19 protein-coding genes are annotated in these 22,036 nt (G+C 57.3%); all 19 read left to right on the forward strand.

Annotated features, from left to right (window positions below; all coding sequences use genetic code 11):
* On the forward strand, nucleotides 1-1,365 hold the full coding sequence (locus ACWORE_RS03220; RefSeq protein ID WP_455302522.1) for a dihydroorotase: 1,365 nt from the start codon (nucleotides 1-3) through the stop codon (nucleotides 1,363-1,365).
* Nucleotides 1,365-2,612: a glutamine-hydrolyzing carbamoyl-phosphate synthase small subunit gene (gene carA / locus ACWORE_RS03225; protein WP_455302523.1), complete on the forward strand. Its 1,248-nt coding sequence runs from the start codon at nucleotides 1,365-1,367 to the stop codon at nucleotides 2,610-2,612. Before ACWORE_RS03220 ends, carA begins: the two co-directional genes overlap by 1 nt.
* On the forward strand, nucleotides 2,613-6,086 hold the full coding sequence (carB, locus tag ACWORE_RS03230; RefSeq protein ID WP_296135637.1) for a carbamoyl-phosphate synthase large subunit: 3,474 nt from the start codon (nucleotides 2,613-2,615) through the stop codon (nucleotides 6,084-6,086). It begins immediately after the preceding gene.
* Between the two features lie 41 nt (nucleotides 6,087-6,127).
* Nucleotides 6,128-7,159 carry an orotidine-5'-phosphate decarboxylase gene (gene pyrF, locus ACWORE_RS03235; RefSeq protein ID WP_406604582.1) on the forward strand — a complete coding sequence of 344 codons (1,032 nt, stop codon included), beginning with the start codon at nucleotides 6,128-6,130 and terminating at the stop codon, nucleotides 7,157-7,159.
* A 205-nt stretch (nucleotides 7,160-7,364) separates the two neighbouring features.
* On the forward strand, nucleotides 7,365-7,691 hold the full coding sequence (gene mihF, locus ACWORE_RS03240) for an integration host factor, actinobacterial type (protein ID WP_012731628.1): 327 nt from the start codon (nucleotides 7,365-7,367) through the stop codon (nucleotides 7,689-7,691).
* A gap of 3 nt (nucleotides 7,692-7,694) precedes the next feature.
* Nucleotides 7,695-8,270 carry a guanylate kinase gene (gmk, locus tag ACWORE_RS03245; RefSeq protein WP_406604581.1) on the forward strand — a complete coding sequence of 192 codons (576 nt, stop codon included), beginning with the start codon at nucleotides 7,695-7,697 and terminating at the stop codon, nucleotides 8,268-8,270.
* Nucleotides 8,267-8,554, forward strand: a complete 288-nt coding sequence (gene rpoZ, locus ACWORE_RS03250; RefSeq protein WP_012731626.1) for a DNA-directed RNA polymerase subunit omega — start codon at nucleotides 8,267-8,269, stop codon at nucleotides 8,552-8,554. Before gmk ends, rpoZ begins: the two co-directional genes overlap by 4 nt.
* 151 nt (nucleotides 8,555-8,705) lie before the next feature.
* Nucleotides 8,706-10,001, forward strand: a complete 1,296-nt coding sequence (gene coaBC / locus ACWORE_RS03255) for a bifunctional phosphopantothenoylcysteine decarboxylase/phosphopantothenate--cysteine ligase CoaBC (RefSeq protein ID WP_406606065.1) — start codon at nucleotides 8,706-8,708, stop codon at nucleotides 9,999-10,001.
* 112 nt (nucleotides 10,002-10,113) lie between these two features.
* The gene (gene metK / locus ACWORE_RS03260) at nucleotides 10,114-11,316 is read left to right on the forward strand and encodes a methionine adenosyltransferase (RefSeq protein ID WP_455302525.1); all 1,203 of its coding nucleotides are present in this window, start codon (nucleotides 10,114-10,116) and stop codon (nucleotides 11,314-11,316) included.
* 80 nt (nucleotides 11,317-11,396) lie between these two features.
* Nucleotides 11,397-13,523, forward strand: a complete 2,127-nt coding sequence (locus ACWORE_RS03265) for a primosomal protein N' (protein ID WP_455302527.1) — start codon at nucleotides 11,397-11,399, stop codon at nucleotides 13,521-13,523.
* 123 nt (nucleotides 13,524-13,646) lie between these two features.
* Nucleotides 13,647-14,183 (forward strand): peptide deformylase, encoded by a 537-nt coding sequence (gene def, locus ACWORE_RS03270; protein WP_406604579.1) that lies wholly within the window; start codon nucleotides 13,647-13,649, stop codon nucleotides 14,181-14,183.
* Entirely contained in the window at nucleotides 14,183-15,205 is a 1,023-nt protein-coding gene (gene fmt, locus ACWORE_RS03275) for a methionyl-tRNA formyltransferase (RefSeq protein ID WP_455302529.1), read from the forward strand. Before def ends, fmt begins: the two co-directional genes overlap by 1 nt.
* Nucleotides 15,202-16,776 (forward strand): RsmB/NOP family class I SAM-dependent RNA methyltransferase, encoded by a 1,575-nt coding sequence (locus tag ACWORE_RS03280; protein WP_455302531.1) that lies wholly within the window; start codon nucleotides 15,202-15,204, stop codon nucleotides 16,774-16,776. The genes fmt and ACWORE_RS03280 overlap by 4 nt, the downstream gene beginning before the upstream one ends.
* 9 nt (nucleotides 16,777-16,785) lie before the next feature.
* Entirely contained in the window at nucleotides 16,786-17,565 is a 780-nt protein-coding gene (rpe, locus tag ACWORE_RS03285; protein ID WP_455302532.1) for a ribulose-phosphate 3-epimerase, read from the forward strand.
* Entirely contained in the window at nucleotides 17,565-18,638 is a 1,074-nt protein-coding gene (ribD, locus tag ACWORE_RS03290) for a bifunctional diaminohydroxyphosphoribosylaminopyrimidine deaminase/5-amino-6-(5-phosphoribosylamino)uracil reductase RibD (protein WP_406604577.1), read from the forward strand. The genes rpe and ribD overlap by 1 nt, the downstream gene beginning before the upstream one ends.
* A gap of 67 nt (nucleotides 18,639-18,705) precedes the next feature.
* Complete coding sequence (locus ACWORE_RS03295; protein WP_406604576.1) at nucleotides 18,706-19,413, forward strand: riboflavin synthase; 708 nt, start codon at nucleotides 18,706-18,708, stop codon at nucleotides 19,411-19,413.
* 25 nt (nucleotides 19,414-19,438) lie between these two features.
* On the forward strand, nucleotides 19,439-20,824 hold the full coding sequence (locus ACWORE_RS03300) for a bifunctional 3,4-dihydroxy-2-butanone-4-phosphate synthase/GTP cyclohydrolase II (RefSeq protein ID WP_296135619.1): 1,386 nt from the start codon (nucleotides 19,439-19,441) through the stop codon (nucleotides 20,822-20,824).
* Between the two features lie 100 nt (nucleotides 20,825-20,924).
* Entirely contained in the window at nucleotides 20,925-21,404 is a 480-nt protein-coding gene (gene ribH, locus ACWORE_RS03305) for a 6,7-dimethyl-8-ribityllumazine synthase (protein WP_455302535.1), read from the forward strand.
* A 65-nt stretch (nucleotides 21,405-21,469) separates the two neighbouring features.
* Nucleotides 21,470-22,033, forward strand: coding sequence for a PH domain-containing protein (locus ACWORE_RS03310; protein WP_406604574.1), 564 nt, complete (start codon nucleotides 21,470-21,472; stop codon nucleotides 22,031-22,033).
* Nucleotides 22,034-22,036 lie beyond the last annotated feature (3 nt).

Raw genomic sequence — 22,036 nt, forward strand, 5'->3', positions numbered from 1 at the left:
TTGAGTGCTCAGTCGTGGCCGGAAACCGGCACACAGGCACCACCTGCACGCGGTTCGATCCTTCTCGCAGGAGTGCGCCCGTATGGTGAAGGCGACCCCACGTCGGTTTTGATTACCGACGGCGTCATCGCGGAAATTGGCCCAACAATCGACGCACCCGAGGGTGCTCGAGTCTTGGACTTGTCCGGTCAGGTTTTGTTGCCGGGATTCGTTGACATCCATGTCCACCTGCGCGAACCGGGCCGTGAAGATACAGAAACGTTGTTGACCGGGGCCCAAGCTGCCGCGCGTGGCGGTTTTACTGCGGTATTCACCATGCCGAATACCAAACCGGTGATGGACGACCCATCCATCGTCGAATCGGTGTGGTACAAGGGCCAAAATATCGGCCTCTGCGATGTCCATCCCGTCGGTGCCATCACGAAACAGCGTGAAGGGAAAGAGCTTGCTGAACTCGGCATGATGCGGGATTCAGAAGCTAAGGTCCGGATGTTCTCCGACGACGGAACATGCGTGAATGACCCCGAGGTGATGCGGCGAGCTGTGGAATATGCCAAGGGGCTCGACGTTTTACTCGCCCAGCATTGTGAGGACGCACGGTTAACACAGGGGGCCGTTGCCCATGAGGGGACGGTTGCTGCTGAGCTCGGCCTTCGGGGATGGCCACGCGTTGCTGAAGAATCAATTGTCGCTCGTGATTCCATTATGACCAGGGACTATGGCGGTCGCGTCCATATTTGTCACGCGTCCACCGAAGGTACGGTCTCCTTGGTGAAATGGGCTAAAGAACAGAAACTTCCTGTCACCGCTGAGGTCACGCCCCATCACCTGATCCTTACTGACGAGCGCCTCCGCACCTATGACGGTGTCAACAAAGTTAACCCGCCTCTTCGCGAAGAGCGGGATGTTCTCGCGCTTCGTGATGCGTTGCGTGACCGCATTATCGATTGTGTCGCCACCGACCACGCCCCGCACGGATCCGAAGAAAAATGCTGTGAGTTCGACCATGCCCGTCCGGGAATGCTGGGACTGGAAACATCACTGAGCATCATCTCCCAGCTCTTTGTCGGAACGGGACTAGAAGACTGGCGTTTTGTCGCCACAGTGATGTCCGAGCGTCCGGCAGAAATCGTCCGACTTCCGGGGCAGGGCCGTCCTATCGCGGTTGGCGAGCCAGCCAACCTGACCGCCATCGATCCCGATCACCGGTGGGTAGCCAGCGGGAAGAACCTCGCTTCCAAAGCCGATAACACTCCATACGAGGGCATGGAATTCCAAGCCAAAGTCACCACCACGATTCTCCGCGGGCACATTACCTGCCTAGACGGTGAAGCCTCCCAGCCCTTGGACAGAAAGGTTCACTAGTGAGTACATCGCCCACATCGCTACACACGACCGACTCTCCTTCCTCGAATACCGACGCACAGTCGGGGAGTCTTCCCGCAGTTCTTGTTCTCGCTGATGGACGTGTTTTCCGCGGCACATCCTTTGGGGCCACAGGGCGTGCCCTCGGCGAGGCCGTCTTCACCACGGGCATGACCGGCTACCAGGAGACGATGACGGATCCGTCGTATCGTCGTCAGTTAGTGTGCGCGACTGCGCCACAAATCGGAAACACCGGGTGGAATGACGAAGACGATGAGTCGCGTGGATCCACTATCTGGGTATCCGGTTTGATTATCCGTGATCTTTCCGCGCGCCCGTCTAACTGGCGGAGCAAGCGTTCCCTCCAAGACGAAATGGCGTCACAGGGAATAATCGGCATTAAGAACGTCGACACTCGTGCATTGGTTCGCCATCTGCGTGACAAGGGGTCGGTCAACGCTGGGATCTTTACTGGGGATGAGGCCGCGAAACCCGTCGACGAGCTCCTGGCGATTGTTAACGAAATTCCGTCAATGGCTGGCCAGGATCTTGCTGAAGAAGTGAGCACTGACGAGCCTTATATCGTTGAGCCCGAGGGGACACCGTCGCAATCGGATACTCTGACTGTCGTCGCCTATGACATGGGAATTAAGACCAATACGCCGCGAAATTTCTCGCGACGCGGCATCAAGACAGTCGTTGTCCCGGCGAATACCTCCTTCGACGACATCCAAAAGTACAATCCTGACGGGGTGTTTATCTCCAACGGTCCGGGGGATCCGTCGACGGCAGACACCATGGTCGACATCGTCCGCCAGGTTCTTTCGGCAAAAATTCCGTTCTTCGGAATTTGTTTCGGGAACCAGATCTTTGGCCGAGCGTTAGGTTTAGGTACCTACAAACTCAAATTTGGTCACCGCGGAATTAACGTCCCCGTTGTCGACGTCGCCACGGGACGCGTATCCATCACCGCCCAAAACCATGGATTCGCCTTGCTTCCTCCGCATGTCGATGACGCGTCGGGAAAACTCAGCACCGAAGAGCTGACAGCCAGCTTTGATACTCCCTTTGGACCGGCCCACATCACCCACATTTGCCCGAACGACAACGTGGTAGAAGGCGTTGCTCTCAACGATGGGCGGGCTTTCTCTGTGCAATACCACCCAGAGGCGGCGGCGGGTCCCCATGACGCGAATCCGCTTTTCGACCAGTTCGTGACCGTTATGCAAGAAGGAAAGGCCAAGTAAATGCCACGCCGTACAAACCTTAACCACGTGCTGGTCATCGGGTCTGGCCCTATTGTCATCGGCCAAGCATGTGAATTTGACTACTCCGGAACTCAGGCATGTCGGGTCCTCGAACAAGAAGGACTCCGCGTCACCTTAATTAACTCCAATCCGGCGACCATCATGACCGACCCTGAGTTCGCGGACCATACCTATATTGAACCGATCGATCCCGAATACATCGAGAAGATCTTCGAGAAAGAAGCTGCCGAAGGGCACCCCATCGATGCCGTGCTCGCCACACTGGGTGGGCAGACGGCTCTCAACGCCGCCATTCAGCTTGACCGTCGGGGGATCCTCGCCAAACACCACGTGGAACTCATTGGTGCTGATATTGAGGCTATTGAGAGGGGAGAGGACCGGCAAAAGTTCAAGGATATCGTCGAAAAAATCGGGGGTGAGTCCGCTCGGTCGCGGGTGTGCCACAACATGGAGGAAGTTCACGAAACCGTCGCTGAGCTCGGTCTTCCTGTTGTTGTTCGCCCCTCGTTCACTATGGGTGGGCTGGGATCTGGCCTTGCCTACACGTACGACGACATCGACCGCATTGCCGGCGGCGGGTTAGCAGCCTCACCGGAGGCCAATGTGCTCATCGAAGAATCCATTCTGGGATGGAAAGAGTATGAGCTTGAGCTCATGCGGGATGGCAACGATAACGTTGTCATCGTTTGTTCAATCGAAAACGTAGATGCGGTGGGGGTCCATACTGGTGACTCCGTCACCGTTGCACCTGCGCTTACCCTGACCGACCGAGAATTTCAGGTCATGCGTGACCAGGCCATCGCAATTCTGCGCGAGGTAGGAGTCGATACAGGCGGTTGTAACATCCAATTCGCGGTGAACCCTGACAATGGCCGCATCGTCACCATTGAGATGAATCCACGCGTGTCGCGTTCATCGGCATTGGCATCGAAGGCCACCGGTTTTCCCATCGCGAAAATCGCGGCCAAGCTGGCAATTGGATACACCTTAGATGAAATCCGCAATGACATCACCGGTGTGACCCCGGCGGCATTCGAGCCGACGCTGGACTATGTCGTCGTCAAGGCTCCTCGTTTTGCGTTCGAAAAATTCCCTGGTTCCGACGACACCCTGACGACGTCCATGAAGTCGGTGGGCGAAGCGATGGCATTGGGGCGCAATTACATTGCCGGCCTGAACAAGGTTCTCCGTTCCCTGGAGAACAAAGAAAGCGGCTTCTGGACATACCCCGACGAACACTTTGCCGGCGAATCGGCTAAGCACAAAGCGGCCGTCGTCGATATGCTCCGCGTGCCCAAAGAAGGACGCTTGTACCTCGTTGAGCTTGCTCTACGGCTGGGTGCCAGCGTCGACGAGGTCCATGAAGCGTCGGGCATTGACCCCTGGTTTATCGCTGAAATCGAGCACCTTGTGGCTTTCCGTAAGGAGCTAGAAGTGGCGCCGGTGCTCACCGAAGACCTGTTGCGTCGAGCGAAGTACCTTGGGCTCTCTGACGCGCAAATCGCGAGCGTGCGGCCCGAACTCGCCGGAGAGAATGGTGTGCGGACACTGCGGTGGTCCCTTGGTATCCGCCCGGTATTCAAAACGGTGGATACCTGTGCGGCGGAGTTCGAGGCGAAAACTCCCTACCACTACAGCGCGTATGAACTTGATCCAGCCGCTGAAAGTGAAGTAACTCCGCAGCGAGAGAAAGAAAAGATTCTCATTCTCGGCTCTGGCCCCAACCGCATTGGCCAGGGGATTGAGTTCGACTATTCGTGTGTTCACGCGGCATTGGAGCTCTCGCGCATCGGTTATGAGACGGTCATGGTTAACTGCAACCCTGAAACTGTCTCTACCGACTATGACACGGCTGACCGCCTTTACTTTGAGCCACTGACCTTTGAAGATGTCATGGAGGTCTACCACGCCGAATCTGAGTCGGGAAATGTGGCAGGCGTCATCTGCCAGTTGGGCGGACAGACACCCCTGGGCCTGGCTGAGCGGCTTAAAGAGGCCGGCGTTCCGGTGATCGGAACAACTCCTGAGGCCATTAACCTGGCGGAAGACCGCGGCGAGTTCGGAGGGGTTCTCCAACGCTCCGGACTTCCGGCACCGGCCTATGGGACGGCGAAGAACCTCGAGGAAGCTCAGGCGGTAGCGTCGTCTATTGGCTATCCAGTGCTGGTCCGGCCTTCCTACGTGCTGGGCGGTCGCGGCATGGAAATTGTCTATGACGACGAGTCTCTCGCCGACTACATTTCCCGGGCGACCGAGATCACCCACGATCATCCCGTCCTCGTTGACCGGTTCTTGGACAATGCCATTGAAATCGACGTCGACGCTTTGTGCGATGGTGACGAGGTTTATCTCGCTGGCGTCATGGAGCACATTGAGGAAGCCGGTATTCACTCGGGCGACTCAGCCTGCGCTATTCCGCCCATGACCTTGGGCACAGAGGATATCGACACTGTTCGACGGTCCACGGCAGCGCTGGCTCGTGAAATCGGCGTACGAGGACTCATGAACGTCCAGTTCGCCCTGAAAGATGACACTCTCTATGTCATCGAAGCGAACCCGCGAGCCTCGCGGACGGTGCCTTTCGTGTCCAAAGCGACCGGCGTTCCGTTGGCGAAAGCCGCCGCCCGCATATCTGTCGGCGCCACGCTCCATGAGCTGCGCATGGAAGGAATGATCCCCACAGACCACGACGGCGGTTCACTTCCTCTCGACGCGCCGATTGCCGTCAAGGAAGCGGTGTTGCCGTTCCGTAGGTTCCGTCGGCAGGATGGTTCACTGTTGGATTCGCTCTTATCCCCAGAGATGAAGTCGACTGGTGAAGTCATGGGGCTTGACCGCGCGTTCGGTGCGGCCTATGCGAAGTCACAGGCTGGGGCTTATGGACGACTCCCCGTATCAGGCACGGTGTTTGTGTCGGTCGCCAACCACGATAAACGGACCATGGTTTTCCCCATCCAACGTTTAGCCACGCTGGGATTTTCGCTGCTAGCGACGGAGGGTACCGCGGGAATGCTCCGGCGCAATGGAATCCCGTGTGAAGTCGTCGCGAAGCAATCGCAAGTCCATGAAGATAATCCCAGCGTCGATCACGTTGAGGTGGGAACCGTTCATCGGGATAAGGACGGCCGCCGATCCATCGTCGACCTTATTTTGGACGAACAGGTTGATCTCATCATCAACACGCCAGCTGGGAGTTCTGGCGCCCGCCACGATGGTTACGAGATCCGCGCGGCAGCTTTGAATGCTGAGATCCCCTGCATTACGACGGTCCAGGCGGCAGTCGCAGCAGTCCAGGCGATCGAATCCATCCATGGCATCTCTGAGACGGCTCCGACGGAACACGAGAGCGATGGGCAAGGAAACCCACAGCCGGGTGGGGATGGTGCTGACCAGGATGATCGCAAGCCAAATACATCGCTGATGGTGGCAGCAATCCAGGATCTTCATGCATGAGTTTTTTAACCCGCTAGTGAAGCTCGTGAGAGAAGGTAAGTATGTGTGATCCGCAGTCGTCGACGTCGTCCTCGGCGGGCGATTCAGGACCGGCAGGTCAACAGCCACCTGTGTCTACGCATGTCTCACGTGGGCATGATGCGTCATTTGGTGACCGCCTTGCTGAAGCCGCTCTGAATCGTTCGCGGTTATGTGTCGGCATCGATCCCCATCCGGGTCTGCTTGACCAGTGGGGACTTCCCGCCACAGTTGATGGGCTCGAGAGCTTCACCATGCGATGCGTCGAGGCTTTCGGCACGACAGTCGCCTTGGTTAAGCCGCAAGTAGCCTTCTTCGAATCGTACGGCTCGCGAGGTTTCGCAGTCTTGGAGAAGGCCATCGCTGCTCTCCACGAGGCGGGAACACTTGTTCTTGCCGACGCCAAACGCGGCGATATTGGTTCGACGATGGCGGCCTACGCCGATGCCTGGCTAGGGGAGACCTCGCCGCTGCGATGCGACGCCGTGACCGTCAGCCCCTACACTGGCTTTGGCGCACTCGAGCCTGTACTGGACCTTGCAGAGCGTCAAGGACAGGGTGCGTACGTCTTGGCGGCGACGTCGAATCCGGAGGCTGAGACCCTGCAATCGGCGCGGATTAAGCGCTCTCGTGGCCCACAACGCCGGGACGAGCGTCGTCAGGACGATTCGCACAATGCCGGCGACGGCGACAGCGTCGCCCAACACATCGTCGACGAATGTGCTACGCGTAATCAGCTGTACCGTCGGAAAACCGGTAGCCGATTCGGAAGCATCGGTGTCGTAGTGGGGGCTACCTTAGGACTCCCCACACAGGGATCAGCTGCGGTGCGCAAGGCTCCGGATCTGTCTGCCCTCAACGGCCCTGTCCTTCTTCCGGGGGTAGGGGCTCAAGGGGCGAGCGCGGATGATGTCCGTCGCCTCACGACACACGTCGAATCCCTAGCTTTCCCCAATATATCGAGGGCAATATTGAAACATGGCCCAGATATAGGTAGCTTGCAGAAGGCTGTAGAGGCGAATGCCCAGGACTACCCCGGTATGGTGTTAGAATGACTCGCGTTGTCTCAACCAGAGGCAGACTTAACTTTGACCTGGTCAGCGTCTATAGTCTTTGGTGCTGTTTGCCAGGCTCACTATTTGCGAAGTTGGTCGGGTGCTTCAACGAACCTGGAGACAATTACGCGGTCACCTTGTGACCCGCACCGAAACCCGAACATCAGTAAGTGAAGTATTCATCGATTGACATTACGGAGGAACCGTGGCCCTTCCCCAGTTAACGCCCGAACAGCGTGCTGCTGCACTCGAGAAAGCTGCTCAAGCTCGCAAAGCCCGTGCCGAGCTCAAGGAAAAGCTCAAGAAAGGTGAGACCGACCTTCAGGCAGTGTTGAAGAAGGCCGACGAGGACGAAATCCTGGGCAAGATGAAGGTCTCGGCTTTGCTCGAGGCGTTGCCGAAGGTGGGTAAGGTTAAGGCTCAGGAAATCATGAAAGAGCTGGAAATCGCCCCGACACGTCGTTTGCGTGGCCTAGGTGAGCGTCAGCGTCGTGCTCTGCTTGAGCGCTTTGGCTTCGATCCGGAGAAATAAACCTTGACAACAAATCGTGGCAATCTTGTGGTTCTCGCGGGACCCAGCGCAGTAGGAAAGTCCACAGTGGTTCATCGTCTGCGTGAAACGGTGCCCGATTTGTATTTCAGCGTGTCTATGACGACACGGGCCCCCCGCCCCGGCGAGGAAAATGGCGTGGATTATTTGTACGTCTCCGACGACGAATTCACCCGCCATGTTGAAGCTGGGGATATGTTGGAGTGGGCTGAAATCCATGGTGGTCTTCAGCGTTCTGGCACACCGGCTGGCCCCGTTCGTGACGCTCTTGACAGTAACCGCCCAGTCCTCATCGAGGTAGACCTTGAGGGTGCTCGGAATGTGAAGAAAACTCTTCCGGAGGCTCACAGCGTTTTCCTCATGCCACCTTCATGGGAGGTTCTCGTCGAGCGTTTGACAGGTCGGGGCACTGAACCGCCGGATGTTATTGAACGTCGCCTCGAGACTGCCCATAGAGAGCTGGCCGCCAAGGATGAGTTCGACCACATCGTGGTTAATGACTCCGTGGACAACGCTGTTCGCGCTATTGCCGCACTACTCACGGCCGAAAGGACATCGTGACTACACCTAATTTGGCTTCTGTCAATGACGACAACGTATTTGACCCGCCGGTAGGTATTACCAACCCGCCGATTGACGAGCTACTGGGCAAGGTGTCGTCAAAGTACGCCCTTGTCATCTTTGCTGCTAAGCGAGCTCGCCAGATCAATGATTACTTCAAGAGCGTCGATGACTCGGTCTTTGAGTTCGTTGGCCCACTTGTCACCCCCGAGCCTGGTGAGAAGCCGCTCTCGATCGCTTTGCGTGAGATTAACGACGGCCTCCTCGACCACACCGAGGGCTAAGAGTTCTACGGTGAGGGCCAGTGGGATACATGTGGCGGGTAAACGCTATCCGCACGTGTTCCCGCTCGTACTCATCTCATCATCGACCTAGCATTCCGCTGCATCACGCCACCCACGGTGTGATCAGCGGTTTTTGCATAGCGACAGCTGAATTGAGGAAGCAGTGAAGATCGTTCTCGGTGTTTCAGGTGGTATCGCTGCGTTTAAATCCTGTCACGTCGTCCGACTACTTAAAGAGCAAGACCACGACGTTCAGGTCATTCCGACAGCAACCTCGCTGGAGTTTATCGGGCGTGCAACGTGGGAAGCGCTCTCTGGGAATTCTGTCTCGACATCAGTTTTCGACGGCGTTCCCGAGGTCCGGCACGTCAGTATCGGGCACACCGCCGAGTTGTTCATCGTTGCTCCGGCAACGGCTGATGTGATCGCTCGCTTAGCTCATGGCCGAGCCGACGACTTCCTCACTGCCTCGGCGTTAATGGCGAGGTGCCCCGTCGTTGTTTTCCCCGCGATGCACACTGAGATGTGGACTCATCCGGCGACGCAGGCCAACGTCGCCACCCTTCGCCAGAGGGGTGTCACCGTTGTCGATCCTGCCCATGGGCGTTTAACGGGGCCCGATTCTGGCCCGGGGCGCTTTGCCGAGCCTGAGCAGGTGGTCAACTTGGCGTTGTCCGTAGCCCGACGGCAGAGTCAGTTTCCTCGCGACTTAGAAGGACGCCGGGTTCTCATCACCGCAGGAGGAACGCACGAGAATTTAGACCCCGTGCGCTTCGTCGGCAATCGGTCGTCGGGGAAACAGGGGTTTGCTCTTGCCGAGGTTGCCGCAGCTCGTGGTGCCGAGGTGTCTGTGATCGCGGGGGCTACGCACGAGCTTCCCACTCCGCTTGGATCTGAGGTTGTTCGTGTGGAATCGGCCCGGGATATGTACAGGGAGGTCGAGAAGCGCGATAAGGACGCGGATATCGTCGTGTGCGCTGCAGCTGTTGCGGATTACCGTCCGGCCGAAGAAAAGGGTTGGAAGATGAAGAAATCCGCGGACAGGGAGTCGACTTCCCTCACGACGTTGTCGATGGTGGAGAACCCGGACATCCTCAAGAGCGTTGTCTCTCGTCGGCAAGAAAGGGCAACCCAAGACGACGCTGGGCAGGACGAAAACTCGACTCCGAACAGCACGACACCGACCATCATTGTTGGCTTTGCTGCAGAGACGGGGGACCCGAACCACACCCCATTAGAGCACGCTCAGTTAAAGCTGAAGGATAAAGGCTGTGAATTATTGGTCTGCAATGACGTCGGCCAGGGGAAAGTATTCGGACGTAATACGAACAGAGGCTGGGTCTTGTCACGAGACGGAGAGGTCACCGATATCCCGTCGACATCGAAGTTTGGCTTAGCGGATTCAGTGTGGGATGCGGTTGCGAACTATGAGGACCGAGTGCGCTAAGCTACATAAGTATCTAGACAGCTTGGTCTATCGCATCAGTAGCCAACACAGTCTCCAACAAAACATCTAATAAAATACGTGGTATCGCCACCTCATCAAGGAAGAAGGAACCGTGACTCAACGACTATTCACCAGCGAGTCTGTCACCGAGGGACATCCAGATAAGATTTGCGACGCAATCTCCGATTCGATTTTGGACGCCATGCTCGCAGTGGATCCAGATAGCCACGTCGCTGTAGAAACCGTCGTGACGACAGGACAAGTACATGTCGTCGGTGAAGTTCGGGGCCGCGGATACGTAGAAATTCCCAGCCTGGTCCGGCAAACACTCCGGAACATCGGCTTTCTATCCTCCGATATGGGCTTCGACGGGGCAACGTGCGGTGTATCCGTCTCCATTGGTGAACAGTCGTTAGAGATCGGCGCCGGTGTCGATACCGCACTCGAAGCGCGCGGGGGTGCTGAAGTTGAGGACGATGACCGTGCAGGCGCTGGCGACCAGGGCCTCATGTTTGGGTACGCCACCAACGAGACCCCCGAATATATGCCGCTGCCGATCGCGCTTGCTCATCGCCTCGCGCGGCGTCTTACGGCAGTACGCAAAAACGATATCGTTCCGCATCTTCGTCCGGACGGAAAAACGCAGGTCACGCTCGCGTACGACGATGAGAACAACCCGATTCGTATTGACACCATCGTTATTTCCACGCAGCACGATCCGGGCGTTTCTCGGCAATGGCTAGAGGAACAGTTGCGCACGAATGTCATCACCCCAGTCATCAAGGACGCCGGGGTGGAGAACCTCGTCGACGATGAACTCACCGTGTTGATCAATCCATCCGGTTCCTTCGTCGTCGGTGGCCCCATGGGCGACGCCGGTCTCACAGGCCGCAAAATCATCGTCGATACCTACGGCGGTATGGCCCGTCATGGTGGCGGAGCGTTCTCCGGCAAAGACCCGAGCAAGGTTGACCGCTCGGCTGCCTACGCGATGCGGTGGGTCGCAAAGAATATCGTTGCCGCTGGACTAGCGGATCGGTGCGAGGTGCAGGTCGCCTACGCTATTGGGCGCGCAAATCCGGTGGGCTTGTATGTTGAGACCTTCGGCACAGAGAAAGAGCCGATCTCAGCAATCCAGGAAGCCGTACAAAAAGTGTTTGACCTCCGGCCGGCAGCGATTATCCGCGAACTGGACCTCAAGCGGCCCATTTATGCGCAAACCGCCGCATATGGCCACTTTGGCCGAACGGACGTCGACCTGCCGTGGGAGCGGTTGGATAGGGTGGATGACCTCAAAGCCGCTATTTCACGCTAAGTAGCACGCTAAATAGATGGACCGGGCCGCCCACTTTTAGCGCGAAGTGGGGTAGAGGCCGACTCCATTAGGATGTAGCCGTGTCTATTTCGCCCCATACCCCTGCACCCGAGCGCCCCGTGGCTCGGGTGCTTCCGCTTCTCAAGGTGGCGCACCTCGACCGCGAGTTCGACTACCTGGTTGATGCAGCCGTGGATGAGGACGTCAAACCTGGGGTCATGGTGCGAGTCCACTTTTCAGGTCGGCTCACTGATGCGCTGGTGTTGTCGCGCGAAGATGAGTCCGATCACGCAGGTCGTCTCTCGTGGATCAATCGGGTTATTAGCCGAGAAGTCGTTGCACCTGAAACATTCCGGACTCTGGCTTATACCTTGGCACAGCGGTACGGCGGATTGCGGTCGGATATTACTCGGTCTGCCATTCCTCCCCGTCATGCCACTGCAGAAAAAGCAGCTCTCGAAGCTATAGAGCACGGGGATGATCCATGGGGGTCTGCTACTGACTCCGATAACGGCAGCACCGACGCCGGCGACGCCGCGGACAATGACACCGACGACAATGCGGCCCTCGACGAGGCCTGGTCACGCTACCGGTTCGGGCCATCTTTCGTGAACGCTGTGCTGCGCGGCGAAGCTCCCCGAGCAGTATGGCAAATAGCGCCGGGGGATGAGTGGCCCATGCACATTGCGCAACTGGCAGCACAAACCGCTCGCGGTGGGGGCGGAGTTCTCATCATCGTTCCTGATCAGCGGACTATTAACCGCCTCTCTCATGCTCTCAAAGAGGAGCTCAGCTCCCGCCAGTGGACACAATTAACCGCGAGCCTGGGCCGCCACGCCCGATACCGTCGATTTATCGACATCCTCCACGGCGTCAATCGGGTGGTGGTCGGCACACGAGGAGCAGCGTTCGCTCCCGTCAAAAATCTGTCCCTCATCGTCATTCTCGACGACGGCGACGACAACCTCGTCGATCCGCGAGCCCCCTACGTCCACGCCCGTGAAGTATTGACGCTACGGGCGAGTATTGAGAAAGCAGCGATGATAGTGGGGAGCGTCGGGCGAACAGCGGAAGCCCAACTCCTCGTCGAATCCGGGTGGGCGCACAATTTGGTGTCGTCACGGGAGGCTATCCGTGCAGCTATGCCCCGAATTCGCGCCATCGGCGACACCGACTTTGAGCTGGCAAAGGACCCAGCGGCGAAACGTGCCCGAATTCCACATGTTGCCTTTGAGGCGATACGCTCCAGCCATCGTCGCGGACGTTCCGCGCTCATCCATGTGCCCCGAAAAGGATACGTTCCGACGCTGGCATGCCAACGCTGTGGGAAGCCGGCGCGGTGCCGATACTGTAACGGGCCACTAGGTCTGCCAGGCCAGACAGCACAAAGAACTGCTACGTCTCATGGTGGTGAGCAAGCATCGAATGCGGGTTACCCAACCTGTCGCTGGTGCGGACGGCCTGATCCGTCTTTTCGCTGTGACAATTGCGGCTCGACGAGGATCCGGGCGGTGGTCGTCGGGGCGGACCGTACCGCTGAAGAATTGGGGCGCTCATTCCCTGGTATCCCCGTCGTCGTCAGTACGGGGGACAACTTAGTTGAATCTATTCCGGACGAACCGAGCCTCGTGATCGCTACGCCAGGCTCTGCTCCCGTCGCCGAGGACAAGAAATTCGGGGCCGCCATCATTCTTGATACGTGGTCGGAGTTGAAGCGTGAAGATGTTCGTGCTCATGAGGAAGCACTCACATCGTGGCTCGATGTCGCGTCCTTGGTCGAGTCGCATAACGACGGGGGAGAAGTCGTTGTGGTTGCGGATGCGCAGACTCCGGTGGTTCAATCGTTGATCCGGTGGGACCCCGTCGGTGCTGCCGCTGTCGAGCTGGAGCACCGTCGGGAAGCTGGGTTTTCGCCTGCCGTGCATATGGCGGCCATCGATGGAACAGAGCACGATATCTCGCAATTCAGGCGGCTTATCGATGTCCCTCCGAATTCCCAGTTTCTCGGACCGGTTCCGTTACCACCGGGAATAGACCCTCCCGCTAACACACCAGCGCACGACTGTCTTCGGCTGCTCATCCGGGCGAATACGAGTCATGGACCACTCGCCTTGGGTTCAGCGTTGCGTGCTGCACGAATTAAAGCCGCTGTGAATAAGGTGGACTTAGCCATTCGGGTGATCGTGGACCCCATCCACATCGGCTAAACTATGACCGCGTTTATGTCGCTCGTGAGTGGCATCATTCACACATGCTTACTGTTGTAAGCGATCTTCACCGCATAGTCGTTAGTTGTCGTTAATTGCCGTTGTTGGGAGTGTTGCGTCGTTATGAGTCTTCGTCGTATCCGAATTTTTGGAGACCCCGTATTGACAACACCGGCAGAACCGGTCACCGACTTTGACGAGCCATTGCGGATCCTCGTCGACGACATGATGGAGACCATGGATCACTATCGAGGTGCTGGTCTTGCGGCGAATCAAGTAGGGGTTTTGCGTCGGGTCTTCGTTTATAACTGTGGTGGCAGCCGTGGCCACATTGTTAATCCGGTGTGGGTACACGAGGGTGATGAAACGCAATATGGGCCGGAGGGCTGTCTTTCTGTTCCATCAATTCACGCCGATACTCGACGGTGGATGAACGTTTCTGTCACCGGGCAAACTGTCGACGGGGACCCAGTGTCGTTTTCGGCCGACGGTATTCTGGCACGCTGCATCCAGCATGAAACCGATCACCTTGACGGGGTGATGTACATGCGCAGGCTGGAACCAGATATTCGTAAAGAGACGATGGCACAGATCCGTACGGCCGAGTGGTTCGTTCACCCTGAGCCGGCATACCGCGACAAAGATGGAGTGAAGAACTAATGCGCGTTGTTTTTGCAGGAACCCCGACGCCAGCAGCGACTGCTTTACAAGCACTGCTTGATTCACATCACGACGTTGTTGCCGTCTTAACGCGTCCCGACGCTCCCCGTGGCCGTGGTCGTCGACTCTATCCCAGCCCTGTTTCTGAGCTTGCCGAAGCGCACGACGTCCCTGTCATCAAAACCTCTACGTTAAGGGACGAGTCGGTCATTGATTCCCTCGCGGAATACAAGCCGGACTGCATACCTGTCGTCGCTTATGGTGCTTTAGTGCCCCCAAACGTACTTACGCTACCTCGCTGGGGCTGGGTCAACCTGCACTTTTCGTTGTTGCCGCGATGGCGAGGTGCGGCTCCTGTGCAGCGCGCCATTGAAGCGGGGGACAAGGAAACGGGTGTGACCGTCTTCCGCATTGAGGAAGGGCTGGACACGGGCGACATATTTGCCTCTGTGCCCGCCGATATCGCCGACGATGACACTGCCGGTTCACTCATGGAACGGCTGACCGATCAGGGTGCCCAGGTACTCGTCGACACCCTGGACTCTATCGAGAATGGATCGGCAACACCGACACCGCAAAGTGACGATGGCGCGACCTATGCCAAGAAAATCTCGACGGAAGATACGCGTATCGACTGGAATAAGCCCGCATCAACGGTCGACCAGTCGATCCGTGCGGTCACGCCTGATCCCGGAGCATGGACACTACTTGAGGATGACCGAATCCGCGTCGGAGCTGTGCAGCCTATTTTTGATCCGCGGGACCCTATCGAAAAATCGCTGGCATTATCGCCTGGAGAAATTGCGTGGAAAAAGAACCGCGTGTGGGTGGGAACCGCGGATTATCCTGTGCAACTTGGCTCTGTTCAAGCTCCCGGCAAAAAAATGATGGAGGCCGGGGCGTGGGTGAGAGGCGCGCACCTTGCCAATGGCCTCAACAACGATAAATCGGCTCAGAATAATCCAGCAGAACGAGATGAATCGTACGACGACATACCGCATGAAGGGACGCGTTTTCAATGAGTGGAGGATTTCGTTCGCGCAGTGAATCAGCGCGTCACCTCAAGTCTGATGCCAAGGGAGCGAAGCAGACACCGTCGGATAGGGGAGCGTCGCACTCGGATAGAAAAGCGCCACAGCAACGGCGAAACCGCCAGCGCAACGAAAATACCAAGCGCCACCAGAACCAACGGCGTTCATCAGGTGGGAATAAACCGAACAAAACACCTGCGCATGAGCATCATCGGGATGTACCACGCTATGTGGCGTGGCAAGCGCTCTTCCGTGTAGACACCGAAAACGCTTTCGGTAACATCGTTCTTCCGTCACTGATGAAGGAATACGGTCTGTCGGGCCGAGATGCTGCATTCACCACCGAGTTGGGTTACGGGTCACTGCGAGCCCAAGGGCTTGTGGATGCAGTGATCGGTGAGTGTTCGAGCCGCCCCCTTGAGGCCATCGATCCTGCCGTCATTGCCGTGCTCCGCCTGGGCACGTATCAGCTTTTGCGTATGCGCGTCGGCAATCATGCTGCAGTCAATACGTCGGTGGACTTATGCCAAGAGGTCGATAAACCGAAAGCTAAGGGATTCGTTAACGCCGTTCTCCACCCCGTCGCGCAGCGAACAGAATCAGAATGGATAGATCACCTCACTAAGAATGCGGATCCGTTTGAACGCATGGCGCTGGCAACAGCTCACCCCGAATGGATCGTCAAAGTGTTCCGCGATTCGCTGGGTGACTACGCCATTTCCGAATTATCGGACGCGTTAATTGCCGACGATGCACGGCCGCGTGTGCACCTCGTCGCCCGTCCCGGCGAGATCACTGCGGAAGAGTTGGCGCTCATCACCGGTGGTGAGCAGACATCGTATTCGCCCTATGGCGTGGTTCTCGAGGAGGGCGATCCAGGCGCTATTCCCGCTGTTCGTGAAGGTATGGCTGCGGTGCAGGATGAAGGGTCCCAGCTGATCGCCCGTGCCGCCGCCGAAGCACCTCTTGAAGGAGATGAGACAGGACAGTGGCTCGATCTGTGCGCAGGTCCGGGTGGGAAAACCGCATTGATGGCATGTCTTGCGCGCATTGATGGCGCCCATGTTGATGCCGTCGAACCTGTTCCTCACCGGGCGCGGTTGGTCGAAAAAACGACTTCTGGTCTTCCGGTGACAGTCCATACGGTCGATGGGCGACAGTCTGGCCTCGAGGCGCATTATGATCGCACGCTGGTCGACGCTCCATGTACAGGACTCGGTGCGCTCCGACGCCGGCCCGAAGCGCGCTGGAGAAAGTCCCCGGATGACATTCCCGGACTCGTTACGCTGCAACGAGAGCTGTTGGCGGCGGGGGCTGAACTCACTCACCCCGGTGGAATAGTGGTGTACTCAACGTGCTCGCCCCACCTCGAAGAGACCGTCAAGATTGTGGACTGGGCAGAAAAGAATTGCCCACTTCAGCCTTTAGATACCGTCGACTATATGTGTGGAATGCACCACTGCCGAGCTGGCGAGAATGCTGTCCAAATGTGGCCACACCGTCACGGAACGGACGCGATGTTCGTTCAGATTTTCCGCCGGAGCGCGACGCCAGAGCGGTAACATGTTGCTATGACATCACGACTGGAACCATCCGCTGGGGTATCAGCACAGGCTGCCCCACTTATCGCCCCATCGATCCTTTCAGCAGACTTTGCGCACCTCGCGAGGGACCTTGACGCGGTTTCCCACGCTGACTGGATCCATGTGGATGTGATGGATGGTCATTTCGTGCCGAATCTCAGTTTCGGGTTGCCCGTTGCGCAAGCAGTTGCGCGAGAAACTCAACTCCCTCTGGATTGCCATCTGATGATTGACGATCCCGAACGATGGGCTCCCGACTACGCCGATTTCTATTCCGTCACTTTCCACGCCGAAGCGGTCGATGATATCGACGCCGCTATCGCGTTGGCACGAGCATTGCGGGCGGCAGGTACTCGCGCCGGGATCAGTATTAAGCCGAAAACACCAGTTGACGAGGTTCTGGCGCACCTCGAGGAGTTCGACATGGTTCTCGTCATGTCGGTGGAGCCCGGGTTCGGCGGCCAAAAATTTATGCCCGAGGTTCTCGACAAAGTACGCGCTCTGCGTCAACGGATTGATCAGATATGGGGTAAGGAAACGAGCGACGAGAGTGCGGACGGTCGCTGTCTCATTGAAATAGACGGTGGAATCTCCGCCGACACCATTGCTAGCGCCGCCGAAGCCGGTGTTGATGTTTTCGTCGCTGGATCGGCGGTGTATAAAGCCGATTCCCCCAACGCTGCCATTGATGAACTTCGTGAGAATGCGCGTGCCGGGTATTCGTCGGCGGACCACGGAACTCAGCACCTCGCCGGGCATCAAAAGTAATGTACGAGTCGACGCCATCCCGCGGTGAGATGATCGGCCGACATCCTGTGAGCGTTATCGCGCATGCCATGGATCGGGCTGCCGAACTTGGGCGGGAAGCCAAGGGGATGACCAGCCCAAATCCGCCGGTAGGAGCTGTCATTATTGATGCCGACGGGCGAATTATTGGCCAAGGGCATACACAACCGGCGGGCGGTCCGCACGCGGAAGTCATGGCGGTTCGCGATGCCGGCGATGCGACAGCCGGCGCCACGGCCATCGTCACCTTGGAACCGTGTGCTCACACGGGCCGGACTGGCCCCTGTACTGACGTGCTCCTTGCCGCAGGGATATCTACCGTCGTGTATGCGGTGCCAGACCCGAACCCGATCGCTCATGGCGGGCATGAGGTATTAACCGATGCGGGTCTCGCTGTCATTGGTGGCTTTCGTGCTGATGAGGTGCGTCGTGGCGCGCTGCGTTCCTGGCTGCATCGGGTTGATACTGGCCGGGCAATGGTCACTCTGAAAGTTGCGGCCACGTTGGATGGCCGAGTCGCCGCGCCTGATGGAACATCACAGTGGATCACCTCTGCTGAGGCTCGTAACTATGTTCATCGCGACCGCGCTACCCGCGATGCGCTGATCGTCGGAACGGGGACCGTGATAGCCGATAACCCGCGCTTGACGGCTCGGAAACCGGACGGGACACTCTATGCACATCAGCCCGATCACGTGATTATTGGTTCGCGCTCGATTGCGAAGGAAGCAAAGATATTCGCACACGCACGGTCGCAGCACTTTGATACCCACGATCTACCTCACGTCATTCAGGAGCTCACCCAGCAGGGGTACGTCGATCTCCTCATTGAAGGCGGGCCGACGTTGGCTTCCGCTGCGCTCGAGCAGGGGGTTGTTGACCACATTCACTGGTATGTTGCACCGAGCATTCTTGGTTCCGGGTTGCCCGCGATACACATTCCTCACGTATCAACGCTTACCGACAGACGTGACTTCACCATTGAACACATCAGTCAGCGCGGTCCTGATCTCCTCATCGACGCTCACCGGCAGGCTGAGGGGTCGTCAGAGTAAATCGCCCTGAGCATTATCGGAATGCTTAAGCACCGAAAGACAGACACAGAAAGATAGAATGGCAATCGTGTTTACAGGCATCGTTGAAGCTCTCGGAACAGTCGTCGCTATTGATCGGGGAGCGGAATCGCCCTCAGATCAGGCTGAGGCATCGTCGTCGAACAAAGAACGAAATACCCCCGATTTCATCAGGATTACTATTGACGCACCAGGAGTCACCGATACCCTCTCCAAGGGCGATTCACTCGCAGTCAACGGTGTGTGCTTGACGGACGCTGGTCATGAGGGAACAGCGGTCGTCATGGACGTCATGGGTGAGACGCTTAATCGCACGACTTTGGGCGATATTCACCCCGGTGACCAGGTCAACCTTGAACGGGCAGTCCAACCATCACAGCGTCTCGGGGGACATATAGTTCAAGGCCACGTCGATGGAACAGCCCGGTTACTCTCACGAGACCCTCACGATAAATGGGAGGTCTTCCGCTTCAGTCTTCCGTCGAATCTAGCTCGATATGTTGTTGAAAAGGGATCGATCGCGGTTAGTGGGACATCGCTCACCGTCTCCGCGGTAGCACCTCCCGATACTGCCGACCCGTGGTTTGAGGTCTCATTAATTCCCACCACCATGCGGGACACGATCCTCGGCTCGCTCGCAGCGGATGCCCAGGTCAATATCGAGGTCGATATTGTCGCCAAATACATCGAACGCAATGCCAATGTCGGTGGTTATCTCCACGCGGTGACCGGCCCAACAGCTCAGCAGTCGAAATAATAGAAGACGGAAACAAGAGAAGACGATGGAACAACACGCCGTGACTACACACCAGAGCGACCTCGCAGAACCCCAGAGTCACTCCCACGCCCAACGCTCTGATCCTCAAAATTCACATACGTACCGGGGAAATATCCAGCTCAACACCATTGACGAGGCTATCCGCGACATTGCAGCAGGCAAGCCGGTGATCGTCGTCGATGACGAGGATCGCGAAAACGAAGGCGATATGATCATCGCCGCCGATCGTATTACCGCGGCTTCGCTCGCGTTCATGGTGCGGTATTCGTCGGGGTATGTGTGCGTCGGCATGACTGATGAGGACGCTGACCGGTGCGATCTCCCGCCCATGGTTACGCGAAACCAGGACAAGAAAAGCACAGCTTATACAGTAACTGTCGACGCGGCAGAAGGCGGAACCACCGGCATTTCAGCCACCGATCGCGCGCACACGATTCGGCTGCTCGCATCTCCTGATTCCGGCCCCGCGGATTTCACACGACCCGGCCATGTGGTCCCTCTTCGAGCCCGACCAGGAGGAGTCCTTGTTCGCGCCGGGCATACTGAGGCTGCCGTCGACCTCGCGCGACTGGCTCACCTCAATCCAGCCGGTGCGCTCTGTGAGGTAGTGAGCGAGGAAGACCCCACCACCATGGCACGGGGACCCGAGCTACGTCGGTTTGCCGACGAGCATTCGCTCACGATGATCTCCATCGATCAGCTCATCGCTTACCGACGGAACACGGAGCAGCTTGTTGAGCGCGTTGTGGAGACCACACTTCCGACGTCGTATGGCCGTTTTACCGCCATAGGTTATAGAAACGTCATTGATGGACTCGAGCACGTAGCGCTCGTCGTCGGTGATCCCTCTGATAACGGTGGGGAAGATGTCCTGGTGAGAGTCCACTCTGAGTGTCTCACCGGAGATGTTTTTGGATCCCGCCGGTGCGATTGCGGCGATCAGCTCCATCAAGCGATGGAAGAGGTGTACAAGGAGGGGCGTGGCGTCGTTCTTTATATGCGCGGTCACGAGGGCCGGGGCATTGGTCTTCTGAACAAGTTGCAGGCCTATAAGCTGCAAGATGACGGTTACGACACAGTTGACGCCAATATTGAACTGGGGAAGCCAGCTGATGCGCGTGAATACGGAACAGGTTCCGCCATACTCTCCGATCTCGGCGTTAAATCCATGATTCTTTTGTCCAATAATCCGACGAAACGAGCGGGGCTGAAGGGGCATGGCTTACGAATCAGCGGTCGTCGGAGTATCGAGGTCAATGTGTACCCCGAAAACCTCAATTATCTTCGCACTAAGCGCGACAAAATGGGCCACGATTTACCTAGTTTGAATGCCTGGGAGGCCGCTCATACGCCGGGTCACGCCGAACCGTCTGACACCCCGCCGGAATAACGGCGCATTAGGTCTTATACCCATCTCCATGCCGTGAACGCGGCCATCAACTCGCGTCACCGCATGTCACCACCGCACATACCACTGAAAGGAATGACTCATGAGTGGCGAGGGAGGCCCCACCATCACCATCGAACCCGGATCTGCACACGGACTCCGTGTCGCCATCGTTGTCTCGGAATGGAATCGAGACATTACCGATGAATTAGCATCTCAGGCACGTCAAGCAGGGGAGACAGCCGGGGCGGAGGTCACCGTCATTCCGGTCGTCGGTGCGCTCGAAATCCCCGTCGTCGTCAAGAAAGCCACCCGAGCGTATGACGCTGTCGTCGCCCTGGGCTGTGTCATCCAAGGGGGAACGCCTCACTTTGATCACGTGTGTAACGCGGTGACATACGGATTGACGAAAATTGCCGTGGAGACAGAAACACCCGTCGGCAATGGCGTTCTGACCTGCAACACCCATGAACAAGCCGTCGACAGGGCTGGTGGCCCGACAGCGCATGAAAATAAAGGCGCTGAGGCCATGATCGCTGCCATTCATACTGCTCAAACACTAAAAAGCATGGCCGAGGATTAAAGGTGGATTAAAAGAGTAACCCCGCGGTGTTCTGACTACAGAGGCAGTATCCACGAACAGTATCCATGCCGAGCACTGATTCGGTAACAGTGAAGAAAAAAGGTAGGGTCGGAGCCGTGAGTAATGGTGTGAGCGAAACGAACATGTCTGAGGACTACCTCGCATATGGCACGCCCACCACGAGCACCGCACCATGGGAACTCGTAGTGACGTCCACAAAATTAAAGCAGTGGACCTGGGCCGGCGTCGTTGTCATCATGGCCATTCACATTTTCATGGCCCTGGTCGTCCGTCTCGGTTACACAGGTGCGGCAGTGACCACTGTTGATCAATGGTCGTTTATCGGGATCGGCATTATCTTTTCGGGAATATGGATGCTGGGGCTACGCCCGCGGGTCCGCGTCAATAAAGACGGCGTCGAGGTACGCAATTTCCTCAACCCCCAGTTTTATCCGTGGGAGATCGTGCACGGTTTAAGTTTTCCGAAAAACTCGCGCACTGCACGTCTAGAACTCCCTGATTTCGAGTTCGTGTCCATGTGGGCTTTCCAAGTTGCCGACGGTAATCGAGTTGTCGACGCCGTGAACAATTTCCGCTTACTAGAAGACGCCTACCTTCCGGAGGACTAGCCT

This window comes from Corynebacterium sp. c7Ub_26 (assembly GCF_053760365.1).

Bases quoted from the DNA above. Each gene is read 5' to 3' on its own strand.
- carB (WP_296135637.1), top strand. From the start codon at position 2,613: ATGCCACGCCGTACAAACCTTAACCACGTGCTGGTCATCGGGTCTGGC.
- pyrF (WP_406604582.1), top strand. From the start codon at position 6,128: ATGTGTGATCCGCAGTCGTCGACGTCGTCCTCGGCGGGCGATTCAGGA.
- def (WP_406604579.1), top strand. From the start codon at position 13,647: ATGAGTCTTCGTCGTATCCGAATTTTTGGAGACCCCGTATTGACAACA.
- fmt (WP_455302529.1), top strand. From the start codon at position 14,183: ATGCGCGTTGTTTTTGCAGGAACCCCGACGCCAGCAGCGACTGCTTTA.
- ACWORE_RS03280 (WP_455302531.1), top strand. From the start codon at position 15,202: ATGAGTGGAGGATTTCGTTCGCGCAGTGAATCAGCGCGTCACCTCAAG.
- rpe (WP_455302532.1), top strand. From the start codon at position 16,786: ATGACATCACGACTGGAACCATCCGCTGGGGTATCAGCACAGGCTGCC.
- ribD (WP_406604577.1), top strand. From the start codon at position 17,565: ATGTACGAGTCGACGCCATCCCGCGGTGAGATGATCGGCCGACATCCT.
- ACWORE_RS03300 (WP_296135619.1), top strand. From the start codon at position 19,439: ATGGAACAACACGCCGTGACTACACACCAGAGCGACCTCGCAGAACCC.
- ribH (WP_455302535.1), top strand. From the start codon at position 20,925: ATGAGTGGCGAGGGAGGCCCCACCATCACCATCGAACCCGGATCTGCA.
- ACWORE_RS03310 (WP_406604574.1), top strand. From the start codon at position 21,470: ATGCCGAGCACTGATTCGGTAACAGTGAAGAAAAAAGGTAGGGTCGGA.